Origin of the sequence: Shimia sp. NS0008-38b, from assembly GCF_040370365.1 — a bacterium.
In the GTDB taxonomy this organism is placed as follows: domain Bacteria; phylum Pseudomonadota; class Alphaproteobacteria; order Rhodobacterales; family Rhodobacteraceae; genus Shimia.
This window is the reverse complement of the sequence record NZ_BAABWQ010000002.1, coordinates 1,121,327-1,138,462: the sequence shown is the minus strand read 5'-3', so window position 1 is coordinate 1,138,462 and position 17,136 is coordinate 1,121,327. Positions and strand designations below refer to the sequence as shown.

Genomic DNA, 17,136 nt, shown 5'->3' with positions numbered 1-17,136 from the left:
TGGATTGGTCTGCTCCGCGCCAATGTCCCACAGGCAACCTGCAGCCTCAACCCAGAAGGTTCAATTTAGCCCAAGAGGATGGCTGGCAAAATATAGTCACGTAAAGAAATGATGATCACGAACACCACGAGCGGCGCGAGATCCAGCGGGCGCGTGTCAGGCAACACTCGGCGCACAGGTTCGTAAACCGGTTCAAGTAAGCGATTCAGACCCGCCCAGATTTGCGCAACAATGGGCTGCCGCAGATTCAGAACCTGAAAATTGATCAGCCAGCTCATGATGATATGCGCCAGCATGAAAAAGAAGGCGATGTCCAAGATCAACTTTAGCGGGCCGTAAATTGCCATCATGAGAGGCTCCTTTGATGCGATTGGCTCACAGTTAAGCACCACAAGCAAAAAGCACAAGCCTGACGCAGGAAACACGGTTGACGAACCCTTTCGCGCATCGTTGAAGGGCCCTCAAAGGAGACCACCATGTATCCAGTCATGCGTATGATCAAAGAGATGATCAAATACCGGAACGCGCCATCTTTACCAGTTACTGGCACACACATTTCGGAGCACCGATGCTGGCCCTCTGATATTGACCTTTGGATGGAACTCAACAACGGGCGCACACTCACACTCTTTGATCTGGGCCGCATACCTCTAGCCAACCGGATCGGTCTCGTTAGTGTGTTGCGCAAAGAAAAGTGGAGCTTAACCATGGCGGGGGCTTCCGTGCGCTATCGCCGTCGCATCCGCACCTTCGAAAAAATCGAGATGCGCAGCAGAGCCGTTTTCTGGGACGACAAGTTCGTTTACCTTGAACAATCGATGTGGAAACTCAACGGCGAATGCGCCAACCATGCACTATACCGCTCTGCTATCACTGACAAAAATGGCATCGTTTCACCAGCGCGCGTCATGAAAGCAATGGATCTTGAAATACCCTCTCCACAAGCGCCTGAATGGGTCAATGCGTGGATTGAAGCTGAGACCGAAAGGCCTTGGCCACCAATGCAGGAATAGCTTGCTAAGTTTGCAACTTCCCGTCTATCTGTTTGGAAAGTCCGGGGGGATGCGGATGTCAGAAATTTCTACGCGCAAGCGTATTTGGGGTTGGTTCTTCTTTGACTGGGCGAGCCAGCCTTATCATACGCTGCTTGTCACATTTATCTTCGGCCCGTTTTTTGCGGCGATCGCCGGGGAGCACTTTCTAGCGTCAGGTCAAACGCAAGAAGCCGCCAAGGCCAGTGCGCAGGCGTTATGGGCCTGGAATATGGGTTTGGCCGGGCTTGTGATAGGTATCGGTGCGCCGTTTCTAGGTGCCTTGGCCGACACCCGCGGGCGCAAACGGCCGTGGATTCTAGGTTTCTCTGTTCTCTATCTGATCGGTTCAGGTGCGCTTTGGTTCGCAGCTCCAGATGGATCAAATCTGTATTTGACACTTTTGTTCTTCTCGATTGGGTTTATCGGCGCGGAATATGCTCTGATTTTCACCAACTCCCAACTGCCAGATTTGGGAACAGAAGAAGAGATCGGGCAAATTTCTGGCTCTGGATTTGCTTTCGGCTACTTTGGCGGTCTTTTGGCACTGATCCTCGTATTGGTTTTCTTTGCAGAACAAGGAGATGGCCGCACGGTTGCAGGGCTGTCTCCTGGATTCGGCCTGCTTGACCCAGAAGCTCGAGAAGGCACGCGCGCTGTAGGACCCTTTACGGCCATATGGTTTGCCATTTTTATGATCCCTTACTTTAGGTGGGTACACGAACCTTTGGTCGCGAAGGCGCGCGGGACCGTGCGCGACGCGCTTGACACACTCAAGAAATCTATCGGAAACCTGTCACACAGGCGCAGCCTGCTCAATCTTCTGATTGGGTCAATGTTGTATCGGGATGCACTCAACGGCATCTACGCATTTGGCGGAATATATGCCTTTAGCGTACTTGATTGGACCGTTCCCCAAGTTGGGCTTTTTGGCATCATTGGCGCGGCTTCAGCCACATTCTGTTGTTGGATTGGCGGCAAAATTGACAGCCGCATTGGACCAAAACCGGTCGTAATATTCGCAATTTGGATGTTGATTTTGTTGTGTTTGGTTCTGGTCAACATGTCCCGAGACGCCTTGTTTGGCGTAGCATTGCCACAAGGAAGTAAGCTGCCCGACATAGTCATGCTGATAGCTGGGGTATTCATTGGAGGCATGGGCGGGGTACTGCAAGCGGCGAGCAGATCTCTAATGGTGCGTCACACTGATCCGGAAGTCCCGACCGAAAGCTTTGGACTTTATGGGTTGTCCGGTCGCGCCACAGCGTTCATCGCTCCAATTCTTATCGGAATTGCCACCACAACCACCGGATCGGCGCGATTGGGCGTTTCTCCTGTTATCGCTCTTTTCCTATTGGGGCTGATCCTGCTACGCTGGGTCAACCCAAAGGGAGATCGCGAAACATGGGGCAGCGCTTCTTAGTCTTGTTTGCAATGATTGGGCTTGCGTCATGTCAAACAGACGCACCTCAGAAAACTGTTGCTTTATCCACTCAACAAGAAGTCCCAGCCACAATGCAGGGCGTCAAAGCAAAGCAGTTGTTTGGCTCCAAGCCAGCAGCCTCTCTGCAAACAAGCGCCTCTCACGGTGGCTATGCAAAAGGCTGCCTTGCAGGTGGAGAGATGTTGGCGGAAAGCGGCCCTACATGGCAGGCGATGCGCCTCTCACGCAATAGAAATTGGGGACACCCGACCACTGTTGACTACATCCAAGACCTGTCTCGCAAAGCCGCGCAGCAACCAGGCTGGAGTGGGCTCTACATCGGAGACATCAGCCAACCCCGAGGCGGCCCGATGCTGTCTGGCCATCGCAGCCACCAGTTAGGTCTAGATGTCGATATATGGATGCGTCCTGCAGACAATCTTGGACTAAGCACGTCACAACGTGAAAACATTTCATCAATTTCTATGCGCCGTAACAACGGCGCCTACGTCAATTCGAGTTGGACAAAACAGCACCACAACATTTTAAAAGCCGCGGCAAGCGATCCGCGAGTGGCCCGCATTTTTGTGTTCCCAGGTGCAAAGGTGCAAATGTGCAACGACGAAACAGGGAACCGCGCTTGGTTAAACAAGATACGGCCTTGGTGGGGCCACCACTATCACTTCCACGTTCGCCTGAACTGTCCTGAAGGCGCGCAAGACTGTGTAGATCAAGCCCCGCCACCAGCAGGAGACGGCTGCAAAGACGCAGAAAAATGGGTTCAAGATATCCTGTTTCCGCCACCACCTGACCCAAACGCGCCGCCACCTAAACCCCGCCGAGACCTCCAAATGACGGATCTACCACGCCAATGCGTCGCCGTTTTACAATCCCCCTGATTGCCTGCGCTACCTTGTTAGGTATTCATACTCTTTGGGCAAATACCGCAAAGACCGACAGATATGCTGCGCAACATCTGGCGACATACCGATGGCAGATAGCAGAGGGGTGGTTTGGTGGGTTTTCTGGATTGGAGATCAGCAGAGACGGACACAGTTTACTAAGTGTCTCTGACCGCGGCCAGTTTGTGCAAGCAGAGCTTGTGAGAGAAAATGGCGTGATTACAAATGTCGAGCAAATCCGCCACGCGCGCGTTTTGCTGTCTGATGGCCGTTTCGCCAAACGCGCAGGCCTTAGAGACACCGAAGGCATCACTCTTTTGCCAGACGGGTCGATTGCTGTCGTGTTTGAAGGCGACCATAGGCTTGAGAGATTTGCCAAGCCAGGAAGCACACCCTCTCCGATGCCATGGCACCGAGATTTCGACCAGATGGCACTCAACGCAGGATTTGAAGCGTTGGCCTCAACCGATGCTGGAACCATATATGCTTTGCCAGAGAAGGCCATCAGCCGCGAAAATGTCATCCAAGTATTTGTTTTGGAGGGGAGTACGTGGCGCAAGGCATTTAACCTGAAACGCGATAAACAGTTTCAGCCAGTTGGTGCCGACTTTGGTCCCGATGGGCGCCTTTATGTGCTGGAACGTGGCTTTAATGGCTTTGGGTTTCGTACCCGGGCGCGCAGTTTTGTCCTCACCGATAACGGCGTATCCGACGAAAAACTGTTGTTCCAAAAGGCGATAGCAGTGCACGATAACCTTGAAGGCCTGTCGGTCTGGAGAGACCCAAACGGGCGCATTCGACTAACCATGATTTCTGACGACAATTTCCGTTTGATACAACGTACCGAAATTGTTGAATATGTGCTGAATCAATAAGCCTTGCCTTAACGCGCAACCACTTGTAGACGCCTTCCGTCCCGTGAGTCGCGCGGGGCCAAGTCGCCGCTACCTTGTTAAAACGGGCTCAAACAAATGAAAACGACCTATATTCCTGGCATTATTGCCATGGCTGCCATTGTGGTAGCTTCAAACATCCTTGTTCAGTTCCTGTTTGGAAATTGGCTGACATGGGGTGCTTTCACCTATCCGCTAGCCTTCCTTGTCACTGACGTAATGAATCGAGTGTATGGCGTAGCTGCTGCACGCCGTGTTGTGTTGGCTGGCTTCATCGTTGGTGTGATCTGTTCCTTCATCGGTACTAAGATCATGCTGCAAGGCGATGGCTTCACCTATCCTGCCGTTACTTTGCGTATTGCAATCGGCTCTGGACTGGCTTTCTTAACTGCGCAACTGCTTGATGTGACGATCTTTGACCGACTGCGCGATGGCGCTTGGTGGCGCGCGCCGTTGGCTTCGACGTTGATCGGCTCTTCGGTGGATACCGCGATCTTCTTCACCATTGCCTTCAGTGGCGCACTTAGCTTTGTGGAACCTGGCAATGACGTCAGCTGGGCTGGCGAAATGCTGCCTCTTTTGGGGGCAGGACCGGTTGTACCCTTGTGGGTAAGCCTTGGTGTGGCGGACTGGATGGTAAAACTGGCGCTTGCATTGCTTGCTCTTGTACCATTCCGCATCATCGTGGGGTCTTTGGCCCCCCGCACCACATGATTTTGTTTGACATATCTTTCGTCTGTGGCAGGCTGAAGGTACGCGAAACAATTGAAAGGAGGTGCCCATTGTCTAGAGAAGCTATGGAGAACGAGGTCGGAACAGCTAGGAGGACGTGCAGCTGAGGCAGCCCTTGGCTGACATCAAATCCGAGTTGGTGTGTACCTAACCGGCGCACCTCCAATCATCTCGAAGGGCTGTTTCACCGCGTGAGACAGCCCTTTTCGTTGCGCCGTTCCTGCGCAAAGAGACACCAAAATGTCACGTCGGTATTGCGTCTGTATCGCGGCTGTATTGCGGAGGTGGCGTTTTTGCGGTGAAACCTTATCAAAATCGACACCAGCGCCCCTTTTAGGCGACGTGTTTGACAGCGTAAAACGCCCCGGATGGCGAGAGAAGCGACATGTTGCGTGTAAACGAAGACATCACCCTTGAAGACTGGGAACTGACCGAGCAATTCATGCGCGCAAGTGGCCCCGGCGGGCAGAATGTGAACAAAGTTTCCTCCGCGGTCGAACTGCGGTTTGAAGCCGCGCGGTCCCCAGCACTTTCCCCGGCTGTGAAAGCGCGTCTGAAACGTCTGGCAGGACGACGTTGGACCAAAGACGGCGCGGTGGTTTTGCAGTGTGATGAAACCCGCAGCCAGGCCCGCAACCGAGATCTCGCGCGAGAGCGGCTGGTTCTATTGATCCGACAAGCGCTCGTTGCGCCCAAACGTCGGATCAAAACCAAACCCACCTACGGCAGTCAGCAGCGTCGCTTAAAGTCCAAAAAGGTGCGCGGCGAAGTCAAAGCCATGCGCGGCAAAATTGGGCGCGAGGACTGAGACAAAGGGTTGCGACCAGCCTCGTGAGCGCGCAGACATGCACCGGAGCGGATTGAGGGAGCAATGCATGTCAGACGTATTGGCGCGGCGCGCGCGGCTGTTAGGGCCGCAAATGACCACCTTTTACAGAGAGCCCGTGCATCTGGTACGCGGCAAAGGCGTGCACGTATGGGATGCGGACGGGCGCCAATATCTGGATTGTTACAACAACGTGCCACATGTCGGTCATTGCCATCCACGTGTGGTCGAGGCGATCGCAACGCAAGCCGCCACGTTAAACACCCACACCCGATATGTTCATGACGGCATATTGGACTATGGTGAGGCGCTGACCGCAAGATTTGATCATAATTTGGACAGTATGGTCATGGTCTGCTCAGGCTCTGAGGCCAACGACGTCGCCCTGCGCATGGCGCAGGCGGTCACGGGCAAAACCGGTGTGATCACCACGGACAACACGTACCATGGAAACACCGCTGCTGTGAGCCAATTGAACAGTGCCAAAATCCCAATTGGTGGGTTTCAGGCGCATGTCCAGCGCGCGCCGGCACCTGACAATTTGATGCCACCAAGTGGCACGCGTGCGGGACAGGCTGCGGCCTTCACGGAAGGTGTCAAACAGGCCATTTCTGCTTTGGAGGCAAATGGCGCGGGTGTCTCTGCGCTGATTGTGTGCCCCTATTTTGCCAATGAAGGCTTCCCAACCGTGGAGGCAGGTTTCTTAGATGAGGCAATCGCATTGGTGCACGCCGCCGGCGGGCTGGTGATTGCAGATGAGGTCCAGCCGGGGTTTGGTCGGATTGGCAGCCATTGGTGGGGACACCAGAAACTGGCGTTTGCGCCAGACATTGTGACGCTTGGAAAGCCCATGGCCAACGGGCATCCGGTGGCCGCTGCGATCACACAGCCCGAAATTTTGGCGTGTTTCCAAGAGGGCTTCAAATATTTCAACACCTTTGGTGGAAACCCGGTCAGCGCTGCGGCGGCGATGGCGGTATTGAATGTGATTGAAGACGAAGCGTTGGTTTCAAATGCGCAAGAGGTTGGTGCCTATGCGCTAAACCTTCTCAGTGAAATTCAAGCAAGATTTGATGTTGTGGCCGATGTGCGCGGGTCAGGGCTGTTCTTCGGGGCGGAGCTGTGGCGAGACGGCGCACCCGCAACCACATTGTGTGACGCGCTTGTTGAAGAGATGCGTCAGCGCGGTGTGTTGCTGCATACAGAAGGTCGATTTGACAATACGCTTAAGATCCGCCCGCCCTGTGTGTTCAGCCGACAAGATGCGGATCGGTTGATTGAGACGCTAGATACAGCCCTTGGAGCAGTGGTATGACCGATGCGCAGGCCTTAGCGGCGGCACAGGCGGCATTGGCCCACTGGGGCGTCACCATGACGCCCCGTTTGATCAAGAATCGCGAGAATATAGTGTTTGACGCCCAGGGGCCCGACGGGCAACGGGCGGCATTGCGATTGCATCGCCCCGGATATCAGAGCGACAACGCCATTCGCTCCGAGCTATGGTGGGCCGAAGCCTTGGGGGCGGCAGGCATGGTGGTGCCGCAACCGATCCGCACGGCGTCAGGGGACGTTTTGGCCACGGGCGGCGCACGTGTCGCATCTTTGGTCACGTGGCTTGAAGGGAAACCCTTGGGCGAAAGCGGCATACCATTGGCGATGCCAGCACACGAACAAGAAGTCCTGCATACCGCCTTAGGCGCGGAACTGGCCCGACTGCACGTTGCAAGTGACGCGATGACGCCTCCGGACGCCTTTGTCAGAGAGATTTTAGATTTAGAAGCTTTGTTGGGAGAATCGCCCGCTTGGGGACAGTTTTGGAAGAACCCCAGCCTAAGTGACCAAGACCGAGACCTGCTGTTGGCCTGTCGGCAGCGGTTGCTCGAGTTGATCGGCGCACATGCGAGATCTGGAGGGGACTTTGGCCTGATCCATGCGGATGCATTGCGCGAAAACGTGTTGGTTCAATCCGGCGGAGTGAGGTTGATTGATTTCGACGACGGGGTGTTTGGATTTCGCCTCTATGAGCTTGGCGTGGCCATGTCGCAAAATTGGGACCAACCCAATGAGACCGCTTTGGGCGCCGCGCTGTTGGCTGGATATGAACTCGAGCGTGCCTTGCCGGAAAATGCCGCAGACCTGCTGGAAGCCTTCACTGTGATGCGTGCCTTGGCTTCATGTGGGTGGGTCATCGGGCGGTACCACGATGATCATCCGGCGGTGCGAGAATACGCCAAGCGAGCCGTTTTCATGGCCCGGCGCCTTTTGCGCTAGTCCTTGTTCGTTTCGACCCACACGGAAGACGCCGTGATCGATTTGCCGGTGTTTGAGTCGATAACCTTGGGGGCAATTGGCGCACGGGACTCACGATCAAGCACACGATAAGGCGCAGGCTTATCCGTGGGCATATGTGCATCCACCCAACCTGTCATCGCCTGCATCACGGGCACAAAGCCTTTGCCGGCCTGTGTCGGATGATACTCAAACCGGGGGGGGCGCTCTTGATATTGACGTCGCTCCAGAAGCCCATGGGCCTCAAGCCGTTTGAGCCGGTCTGACAGCACGTGGCGTGTGATTCCAAGCCGTTTCTGGATGTCATCAAAGCGACGGACGCCAAACAAGGTGTCACGCAAGATCAGCAAGGTCCAACGATCACCGATCACTGACATTGCACGGGCCACCGGACAGGCCTCTTCAGATAAGTCATTCCACTTCATGGCCAAAACATAGCATCACAGCTTGTGATTCCCAATAGGTTCCAAATCAGAACTTGACTCCGTTCCATTTTAGAACTTAATTTGAAAGCAAGTTCTATTTTGGAACGATAATGCCAGTGCCCTTGGAGATCACGATGAGTGACAGCAGCCTTTCCGCCATTCCCTTGCGCAAACAGCCCCTGCCCCAGCTGAAGCAGTTGGCGGCTTTGGCAACGCTTCGGGGCCACATGTGGGTGATGTCGCGCACCGCGCCGGACAGGGCGGCCGCGCGGTTGGCGACACTGTTCACAACACCACCGCGCCCACAGGTCCGACCTTGGGAACGCGCCGCCATGGCACAGGCCCGCTATACACGGGTCCGGTTTGAGGCCTTTGGGTTTTTATCAGTGTATCGTTGGGGCGCGACATCGCAGTCTCATCGACCCAAAGTTCTGCTGATGCACGGCTTTGGCGGTCGGGTCAGTCAATTGAGTGGCATCGCACAAGCTTTGGCGAGCGCCGGATATGAAGTGGTGGCGTTTGATGCGCCGGCACATGGTCAGTCCGGCACTGGGCAAGCTGCGTTGCCCGACTTTGTGGATGCCCTCGAAATTTTTGCGGCCCAAGAAGGGGCATTTGAGGCCGTGGTGGCTCACTCCATGGGCGCAGCGGCTGTCATGACCGCCCTGCGACGCGGTATGGCTGCGCGGCGGGCCGTGTTGATCGCCCCACCGTCCTACCCCGGCAGCTACCTTGGGCAAATCGGGCGCACATTGGGGGCAACAGAGCAGGTCATCGGGCGCACACAAGCCTTGATTGAAACACGGTATGGGCGGGCGTTTGATGAGTTTCGAACGCCGTTGAATGCGACGGCGCTCACACAGCCGGGCCTTATTCTGCATGATGTCGGCGACCGGCAGGTGCCCGTGGAAGATGGGCGTGCGATTGCTCAGGCCTGGCGAAACGCGCGGCTGGAGGTGACCGAAGGTTTGGGACACACTCGCATTTTGCGCGCAACCCACACCGTATCAGAAATTCAGAATTTTGTGATGACTGCCCTTTAGACAATCACGTCCATCTCGTCCTGTTGTCCCACGCCAAACACACGTTTGTAGCGTTCAATTTCGCTGGCCGGGCCCATTGCTTTCTTAGGGTTGTCCGACAGCTTCACTGTCGGCGCGCCGTTGGCCTTAATCGCTTTGCAAACCATAGAGAACGGCGCGAGCCCTTCATCTGTAGTCAACCCCCGGAAATCATTGGTCAGCAGCGTGCCCCACCCGAATGACACGCGCACACGACCGGCAAATTGCATGTGCAGTTCGGCGATTTTGGCAGTGTCCAACCCGTCCGAAAAGATGATCAGCTTCTTGGTGGGATCTTCGCCACGCTCTTGCCACCATCGAATCGCGGTCTCCGCGCCTTTGGCAGGATCACCGCTGTCGATGCGAATGCCGGTCCACCCAGCCAACCAATCTGGCGCCCGCTGCAAGAAACCCTCTGTGCCATAGGTATCCGGCAAAATGATGCGCAGATTTCCTTCGTGCTCGTCATGCCAATCTGCCAGCACTTTGTAGGGTGCCTCACGCAGCTCGGTGTCATTCTGTGCAAGAGCGGAGAACACCATGGGCAACTCATGCGCGTTGGTGCCGATTGCCTCTAGGTCTCGCTTCATCGCGATCAGACAATTGGATGTCCCAACGAATTTCTCGCCCAACCCTTCCACCATGGCTTGCACACACCAGTCCTGCCAAAGGTAGCTGTGGCGCCGGCGGGTGCCAAAATCCGCAATGCGCAGATCAGGCAAGGTGCGCAGGTGATCAATTTTTTCCCACAGCTTGGTCATGGCACGGGCATAGAGCACCTGAAGTTCAAACTTGCGCATGTCATGCAACACGGCGCGGCCGCGCAGTTCCATCAACACCGCCAGTGCCGGAATCTCCCAGAGCATCACTTCGTGCCACTTGCCTTCAAATGTCAGCTCATATTGCCCGTCGCGTTTTTCCAGATGGTAGTCTGGAAGTCGCATGTTTTCGAACCACTCCATAAAGTCCGGCCGGAACATTTGACGTTTGCCATAGAAGGTGTTCCCGCGCAGGAATGTGCTTTCCCCACGGCTTAGGGAAAGAGACTGAATATGATCCAACTGTTCACGCAATTCCCCCTCATCAATCAGCTCTGCAAGCTGGATTTTGGAAGAACGGTTGATCAGGCTGAAGGTCACATGCGCATCGGGGCGATTGCGAAAAATGGACTGGCACATCAACAACTTGTAGAAGTCATTGTCGATCAAAGATCTCACAATCGGATCAATTTTCCATTTGTGGTTCCAGACGCGTGTGGCGATATCGACCATAGTTAACTGGCCCCCAATTTCTAGGTTTCGCCGTTGATACCCAGAATTGCGGACGCCTCCAAGCCCTTAGGCCATTATATGTCAATATTGACGAGAGACTTGTGGTCTCCAAGTGCTCTGGTCAACGCTTGGATCAGCTCCGCGCGGCGCACAGGTTTGCTTAGAAACCCATCCATGCCCGCCGCCAGACAGGCTTCGCGGTCACTGAGATAGGCATTTGCCGTGATCGCGATGATATTGGGCTGTCGCATTGAAAGGGCGCGAATCTCTCGTGTGGCATCCAAGCCATCCAAGACCGGCATGGACATATCCATCAACACCACCTCAGGCTCAAGTTCCTGTGCTTTGAGCACAGCCTCTGCGCCATCTTCTGCAGACACCAACGTCAATGGCAGGCCTTTCAACATCTTCTCGACCAGAAGCCGGTTGGTGCGATTGTCCTCTGCCAAAAGGACTGTGACATTTTCAAACAGTGCCTGTGGAGGGGACTCCATCGCGTCCGGTTCTTCGGGAGAATGCGCATCAGCTGCCAAAAACGGCACCTGAATGGAGAAACAGGAGCCCTGTCCCGGAGTGCTTGTTACGCTCACGTCACCGCCCATCAATCGAGCCAACTGACGCGCAATCGCCAAACCGAGACCCGTGCCACCGAACTGGCGCGTTGTCGCCGCGTCGGCCTGCTCGAACTGTTCAAAGATATTGGTCAGTCGGTGCGGTGGGATACCCACACCTGTGTCTATCACGTCTATCAAAATCCCACTGCCGGATGGTGGCACCGCCACTTTGATGTGCACGCCACCGATTTCGGTAAACTTCACAGCGTTGCCAATCACGTTTACCAAGATTTGACGCAAACGACCTTCATCGCCCCAAGGTGTTTCAGGCAAATCTGGGGATGTTGCCAACGTTAGAGCTATGCCTTTCGCATCGGCTTGTGGCCGCATCAAATTCATGACTTCGGTCAGACACTCATGCAGATCAAAGCGCGCTGGCGTAATCTTGATATGGCCGTCCTTGAGTTTGGAGTAGTCTAAAATGTCATTGATGATGGTGAGAAGCGCTTCTGAGGAGTGTCGGATGGTTTGCACATAGAGAGACTCTTCTTCTCCCAATTTGGCATCGCTCAACAACTCCGCCATACCGATGATGCCGTTCATTGGTGTCCGAATTTCATGGCTCATGTTGGCCAGGAAGATGGATTTGGCGCGCTCCCCCATCTCCGCGGCTTGCTTGGCTGCTGCAAGCTCCCTTGCCTGCTGCTTTTTCTCAGAAATATTGCGTTCTATCGCAATACAGGTTTCCAAATCACCATTCTCGTCAAAGACGGGTGCCACACTTGTTTCCACCCAAAAAGACGTTCCATCTTTTGTGTAGTTGATGTTCTCACGATGTGACGGCTTGCCCTGCAGCACTTCTTTGAGCAATGCGTCTTGCGCCCTTCGGTCAGAATGCGGACCATACAGCAAGTCAGCTGGCTGTTGACCAACCACCTCAGGCAAAGTGTATCCGGTCTGTGTTGTGAAGGCTGGGTTGGCCCACAAAATCCGCGCGTCTTTGTCCAACATAAAAATACTGTCGACCGCATTTTCAGGGATCGACGCAAGACGCCGACCTTCGCGTTCGCGCGCCAAGAGCGTCGCATTCACTCTGGCGAGTTCTAGAGCCTGCTCGATTTGCCGCCTCTGTTGCTGCAAGTCCCGCATCCTGCCGTTTGTCACGTAGTGCACAAAAGGCAGAAGCGTATAGACCACCATAAGGGTGACAGCTGCGTTGTAGAAAAACTGGATGCGATCATACTGTGACACAAAGTAGTCCGTCACAAACAACGAGACGAGCGCTACACCAAAGACCAACAAGCGTGCCGTTGCTGCTGCCTTGTGAAAGCCAAGAGTCATGACGGCATTTATGGCCGCCGTCACGAGAAATGCGATGGTGAGCATCAGCCCCGCTTCTCGAGGAACATAGTACCAAATAGTTGCGACAAACAAAGACAAACCGATGGCCTGAAGCGTAGCGCTCAACGTGCTTTTGACACGCAGGTTGCGCAGAGATTCGCCTTGATGGATTTTCTCGGGGATTGGTCGCAAAACGCAAAAATCAACGATCTCACCGATAACAACAAAGGAAAGAGCAAGAGCGCCCACGGCCGGCGACACCACAAAGGCCAAAACAAATGCACCCAGTCCCACAAACAACTGGCGGGACATGGCATGACGCAACCGACCTCGTGCGTATCGCTCCAAACGTCCCGCAGCCGTATTACGCGCATCAAATTCCTTTAATGCCCGATTTAGTTCATGGATTTCGGCTGCCATAGCTGGCCTACTCTAAATAGTTTCGTTTCGTGCATGCCAACAAATGGTTAACAATACCTCGACACAGAGGCGTCACAGATGCCGAACTCCGGCCGCGTCCATCGCAGCCCAAGCTGCATCCAGCGACCCATCAAGATCAATGCCCCGGCACAGGTTGGCCTCGACGGACACCGAAAATCCCAAACGCGCTGCATCCTGAGCCGAGAAGTTGACGCAGAAATCTGTGGCCAAGCCTACAATTACCAGATCAGTGATCTGACGCGTCCGCAGAAACCCCTCTAGCCCGGTTGGTGTGGTATGGTCGTTCTCAAAGAACGCAGAGTAACTGTCGATGTCAGGGTTGAGCCCTTTGCGAATGATCAGAGCCGCAGGATCAGTCTTCAGCGCAGGGTGAAACGCGGCGCCCTTGCTGCCCTGAACGCAATGATCCGGCCAGAGAACCTGTGCGCCGTAAGGCATCTCGACGATATCATAAGGCGCTTTGTCGTCGTGACTGCTTGCAAATGACGAATGCCCTGCGGGGTGCCAATCCTGCGTCAGGACCACTGTGTCGAACGCAGCCATACGGTCATTGATCCCCGAAACAACTGCGTCCCCTTCAGGCACTGCGAGAGCACCGCCACGGCAAAAATCGTTTTGCACATCGATCACAATTAGCGCTTGGGACATGGATAGTCTCCCCGTTAGTTTGGCTCAGCCTTTACCAAGCCCGAACCACAGGTCAATGGAGCTTAGGAAAATTTGCCCTATTAGTACTCAAACGCTCTCAAAAACATCAAGCTTTGAGTTCTAGCGACCTCAGGTACCTGTCCGTGAGACTCAAATCAACCGAAACGGGAGCGCGGCGCAAATGCTCTGTTGTGTCATTCGGCGGCCACGTCCTGCTGGCGCGGCACGCCAATTTCGGCAATCTGAGCAACCACCTCACGCAGGCGCGATTTGAAATCGTTGAAATCACTACGGGGAGTGATGCGGGCCTCATCCATATAAAGCGATCGATCAATCTCGATCTGGACGGCATGCTGACGGCGCTGTGGGCGGCCATAGTGTTGGGTCACGTAGGCCCCCGCAAAGGGCGCATTGCGTGACACCTCAAATCCCGCTCGTACAAACGCCGCCTCAATCTGGTCAACAATCTCTACAGCCGCAGCAGCGCCAAAACGATCTCCCAGCACAATCTCCGGCCGCTTGCCTTTGCGACGGGCCATCCCTTCGACGGCCTCACGCGGCATGGAATGGCAATCCACCAGAATTGCTTCATTGAACCTGTCGAGCGATGTCTTCACCAACTGCCCCAAGGCTGCATGGTATGGCCGCCAGTATGTGTCGATGCGATGATCCGCCTCCGCCCGAGTCATTTTGCCGTGATATATTGCCTTCCCATTCGCCACCACTCGGGGAATCACCCCAAGCCCAGATGCCACCCGGGGATTGTGCCCCACTTTGCGCACGCCCTGGATCAGCGCCGGGTCGAGTTCCTCTGCGGCGCGGTTCAGATCTAACAAGGCGCGTGGCGCACGAGCCACCAGAAACGGCGCGCCAAATAGCGGCGCATCTTCAAACAGCTGATCTACAAAAGCGTCTTCTGAGGACCGGATCGTATGCGCGTTCAAAAGAGAGCGACGCACAAACCATTCAGGGTAGTCACACCCGCTGTGTGGCGAGGCAAATACCACCGATGAGCGGCACCTTTGTGGCGCAAAAATTGCGTAAGCTGAAGTTTGCATCATCTCTCCCATTCCCTCAGACTATAAACGCAAAAATTACTGCGCCAAAAGCCCTTGATCCCCCCCGCGACTCCTTTTATAGAGACCGCCACCGGCGCGGGATTCCGCGCCCCCTTTTATTGGGGGGTATGGGTTTCAGCTGGTGACAGGGCGATTAGCTCAGCGGTAGAGCACTTCGTTGACATCGAAGGGGTCACTGGTTCGATCCCAGTATCGCCCACCATGAATTCATCGCCTCTCACGGCTTGAGAGGTCCCGTAACCCCAGGCGCATGCCGCGCCGCGAAATGAGGATAAGACCCATGAAGGTTAAAAACTCGCTCCGCTCGCTCAAGAACCGGCACCGCGATTGCCGTGTTGTGCGCCGCAAGGGCCGCGTTTACGTGATCAACAAGACACAGCGTCGCTTCAAAGCACGCCAGGGCTAAACCCCGGTCTTGAACGTACAAATTGAAGAAGCCGCCCTTAGGGCGGCTTTTTGCGCTTGGGGCACGCCAAGAGATCGACACCTTGCCAGGCTCACATCAATTGAAAGTATAAGCGTATCCAATAAATGGACCAGACGAATATAGGTCGGTCCCAAAAGGTCCGCCCGCGCGCGCCGTAGAAAAATCGATGTCATAGTGACGCCACCCAAAGACCAAAGAGGATCTCTCATTGAACCGGCGCGCCAAACCCAGAGTCGCGCTCCATGCAAGCTCGTTGCCGTTTGTGTCAAAGCCACTGGCATCCACCATAAAAGCGCCATCCCAGCCGTCCGCAATACCCCAAGAATACCGCGCGCCAATCACCGGTTCCCACCAGCGTTCTGTACCGCCAACGTTGAGCACCCCACCAGACCCCACGATCTCCTGTGTCAGCCTGTTGTAACGCGCGCCTCCTTGGACATCGAAGGAATAAGGCCGACCATTGGCGAATTGCCCATCCGTGACTTGGTAGCCCACCAGAAAGCTCATCCAGCTTTGTGTGGATTCCACGTTCACAGTTGCGCCTGCAGCGGGCCCCGACGTTGCTCTGGCGCTTGCACTAAAGCCGATGTAGTGCCCTTCAGCGATCAAGCCCAGCCTGCCATTCCACGCCTCAACTCTGCCAGTCCCGGTGAAATCAAGATGGTCCAATGCATCGCGCAAATTGAGATCAACATCAGCGGAGTTCCCATTCACCGTGGTGGTCCCTTTGGTCGTGGTTGCCGCGAACAAGGCAACGGAACCATGGAAATTCCAACTCCCGTCAGTGTTCAGTCTCAGCGGATTCGCATGGGCACCACAGCCCCAAGCCACTGACATCATGAAACTAAATAATAATTTGAGACGCATAGTTCCGCATGCCCTTCTACCAATTAACTCCTAAACTATAGGCCCTTTTGGTGTCAGGAGAGACAAAAACAAAAAAAGGCCCCGCAGGAAGTCCTGCGAGGCCCTTTCTATTGAGTATCAAAGCGTATCAGACTTCGAATTTTTTGCCTTTGACCGGCGCCCAGAGCTTTTTGTTGGTCAGATAGAGCAACACACTCAGGACCGCGAGGAACAGCACCCCAGTCAGGCCCGCTTGCTTGCGCGCCATCATTTTGGGCTCCGCTGTCCACATCAGGAAGGCAGAGACGTCTTCAGCCACATGATGAACATCGTTGGAGTGACCATCCGCGAATTCAAGCTGGTCTTCAAACAAGGGCGGCGCCATTGCGATCCAACCACCGGGGAAAGCGGTGTTTTCATAAAAGGTGGTGCCCGCTTCCTCTTTTTCCTCACCGGTGTAACCGGTCAGGATCGAGGTGATGTACTCTGGACCACCCATGCCCTTGAAGAACTGGTTGATACCAGTGCCGTATGGGCCGTGAAAACCCGCCCGCGCCTTTGCCATCAGGCTCAGGTCAGGTGCGTTTTCCAGACCGCTTTCTGGAAAGTGGTCGGTGACAATACGAGAGCGATCGTCATCAATGGCAGGGTCATAGATATCAAACTGCGCGGCGTAAGCCCGCACCTGATCTTCTGGTAGGTGTGGGCCACCTTCATCCGCCAACGTGCGCAGTGGCACGTAGCGCAGGCCGTGACAGGCTGCACAGACTTCGGTGTAGACCTGAAGGCCCCGCTGAAGCTGGTTCTGGTCAAACTTGCCAAACGGGCCTTCAAAGGAGAAGTCCACATCATGCACGTGGCCTTCGCCACCTGCGGCCATTGCGCCTCCTGCCGAAAAGGTCAGGGCGGCCAAAGCAGCAATGCTAAGTTTCTTAAGCATAATCCTG

At 54.9% G+C, this 17,136-nt stretch carries 18 protein-coding genes and 1 tRNA gene; 11 read left to right on the top strand and 8 right to left on the bottom strand.

What is annotated here, in order from left to right; translation table 11 throughout:
* Positions 1–65: 65 nt before the first annotated feature.
* Positions 66–350: a YggT family protein gene (locus tag ABWV47_RS11645; RefSeq protein ID WP_353311891.1), complete on the bottom strand. Its 285-nt coding sequence runs from the start codon at positions 348–350 to the stop codon at positions 66–68.
* Positions 351–476: 126 nt separating this feature from the next.
* On the opposite strand from ABWV47_RS11645, the gene ABWV47_RS11640 reads away from it, so the two are divergent.
* The 8 genes from ABWV47_RS11640 (at position 477) to ABWV47_RS11605 (ending at position 8,078) form a co-directional block, all read left to right on the top strand.
* Positions 477–1,013, top strand: coding sequence for an acyl-CoA thioesterase (locus ABWV47_RS11640; RefSeq protein ID WP_353311889.1), 537 nt, complete (start codon positions 477–479; stop codon positions 1,011–1,013).
* Between the two features lie 55 nt (positions 1,014–1,068).
* On the top strand, positions 1,069–2,454 hold the full coding sequence (locus ABWV47_RS11635) for an MFS transporter (protein WP_353311887.1): 1,386 nt from the start codon (positions 1,069–1,071) through the stop codon (positions 2,452–2,454).
* Positions 2,436–3,353, top strand: coding sequence for a penicillin-insensitive murein endopeptidase (gene mepA, locus ABWV47_RS11630; RefSeq protein ID WP_353311885.1), 918 nt, complete (start codon positions 2,436–2,438; stop codon positions 3,351–3,353). Before ABWV47_RS11635 ends, mepA begins: the two co-directional genes overlap by 19 nt.
* Before the next feature lie 14 nt (positions 3,354–3,367).
* Positions 3,368–4,231 (top strand): esterase-like activity of phytase family protein, encoded by an 864-nt coding sequence (locus ABWV47_RS11625; protein ID WP_353311883.1) that lies wholly within the window; start codon positions 3,368–3,370, stop codon positions 4,229–4,231.
* 96 nt (positions 4,232–4,327) lie between these two features.
* Complete coding sequence (locus ABWV47_RS11620) at positions 4,328–4,963, top strand: queuosine precursor transporter (protein WP_353311881.1); 636 nt, start codon at positions 4,328–4,330, stop codon at positions 4,961–4,963.
* Positions 4,964–5,366: 403 nt separating this feature from the next.
* The gene (gene arfB / locus ABWV47_RS11615; protein WP_353311879.1) at positions 5,367–5,789 is read left to right on the top strand and encodes an alternative ribosome rescue aminoacyl-tRNA hydrolase ArfB; all 423 of its coding nucleotides are present in this window, start codon (positions 5,367–5,369) and stop codon (positions 5,787–5,789) included.
* Between the two features lie 193 nt (positions 5,790–5,982).
* Positions 5,983–7,122 carry an aminotransferase class III-fold pyridoxal phosphate-dependent enzyme gene (locus ABWV47_RS11610; RefSeq protein ID WP_502959701.1) on the top strand — a complete coding sequence of 380 codons (1,140 nt, stop codon included), beginning with the start codon at positions 5,983–5,985 and terminating at the stop codon, positions 7,120–7,122.
* On the top strand, positions 7,119–8,078 hold the full coding sequence (locus ABWV47_RS11605; RefSeq protein ID WP_353311875.1) for a phosphotransferase enzyme family protein: 960 nt from the start codon (positions 7,119–7,121) through the stop codon (positions 8,076–8,078). Before ABWV47_RS11610 ends, ABWV47_RS11605 begins: the two co-directional genes overlap by 4 nt.
* Here the strand turns inward: ABWV47_RS11605 and ABWV47_RS11600 are convergent.
* Positions 8,075–8,521 carry a winged helix-turn-helix transcriptional regulator gene (locus tag ABWV47_RS11600; RefSeq protein WP_353311873.1) on the bottom strand — a complete coding sequence of 149 codons (447 nt, stop codon included), beginning with the start codon at positions 8,519–8,521 and terminating at the stop codon, positions 8,075–8,077. The genes ABWV47_RS11605 and ABWV47_RS11600 overlap by 4 nt on opposite strands.
* 134 nt (positions 8,522–8,655) lie before the next feature.
* Here ABWV47_RS11600 and ABWV47_RS11595 point away from each other — a divergent pair, with 134 nt between their 5' ends.
* Positions 8,656–9,564, top strand: a complete 909-nt coding sequence (locus tag ABWV47_RS11595; RefSeq protein ID WP_353311871.1) for an alpha/beta hydrolase — start codon at positions 8,656–8,658, stop codon at positions 9,562–9,564.
* Here ABWV47_RS11595 and pncB read toward each other — a convergent pair.
* The 4 genes from pncB to ABWV47_RS11575 all read right to left on the bottom strand — a co-directional run bounded on the left by pncB (position 9,561) and on the right by ABWV47_RS11575 (position 14,895).
* Complete coding sequence (pncB, locus tag ABWV47_RS11590) at positions 9,561–10,853, bottom strand: nicotinate phosphoribosyltransferase (RefSeq protein WP_353311869.1); 1,293 nt, start codon at positions 10,851–10,853, stop codon at positions 9,561–9,563. The two genes, ABWV47_RS11595 and pncB, sit on opposite strands and share 4 nt — an antisense overlap.
* A 74-nt stretch (positions 10,854–10,927) precedes the next feature.
* Positions 10,928–13,168, bottom strand: a complete 2,241-nt coding sequence (locus tag ABWV47_RS11585; RefSeq protein WP_353311867.1) for a PAS domain-containing hybrid sensor histidine kinase/response regulator — start codon at positions 13,166–13,168, stop codon at positions 10,928–10,930.
* A 72-nt stretch (positions 13,169–13,240) separates the two neighbouring features.
* Entirely contained in the window at positions 13,241–13,837 is a 597-nt protein-coding gene (pncA, locus tag ABWV47_RS11580; protein ID WP_353311865.1) for a bifunctional nicotinamidase/pyrazinamidase, read from the bottom strand.
* Between the two features lie 194 nt (positions 13,838–14,031).
* A complete protein-coding gene (locus ABWV47_RS11575; protein ID WP_353312104.1) occupies positions 14,032–14,895 on the bottom strand; it encodes an N-formylglutamate amidohydrolase in 864 nt (287 codons plus the stop codon).
* A gap of 148 nt (positions 14,896–15,043) precedes the next feature.
* Between ABWV47_RS11575 and ABWV47_RS11570 the strand changes: the two genes are divergently transcribed.
* Positions 15,044–15,118: transfer RNA gene (locus tag ABWV47_RS11570), tRNA-Val, on the top strand.
* Between the two features lie 78 nt (positions 15,119–15,196).
* The gene (gene ykgO / locus ABWV47_RS11565; protein ID WP_008562923.1) at positions 15,197–15,322 is read left to right on the top strand and encodes a type B 50S ribosomal protein L36; all 126 of its coding nucleotides are present in this window, start codon (positions 15,197–15,199) and stop codon (positions 15,320–15,322) included.
* Positions 15,323–15,418: 96 nt separating this feature from the next.
* Here the strand turns inward: ykgO and ABWV47_RS11560 are convergent, their stop codons facing one another.
* Positions 15,419–16,210 carry a hypothetical protein gene (locus ABWV47_RS11560; protein WP_353311863.1) on the bottom strand — a complete coding sequence of 264 codons (792 nt, stop codon included), beginning with the start codon at positions 16,208–16,210 and terminating at the stop codon, positions 15,419–15,421.
* A gap of 127 nt (positions 16,211–16,337) precedes the next feature.
* On the bottom strand, positions 16,338–17,129 hold the full coding sequence (locus ABWV47_RS11555; RefSeq protein WP_353311861.1) for a cytochrome c1: 792 nt from the start codon (positions 17,127–17,129) through the stop codon (positions 16,338–16,340).
* Between the last annotated feature and the right edge of the window lie 7 nt (positions 17,130–17,136).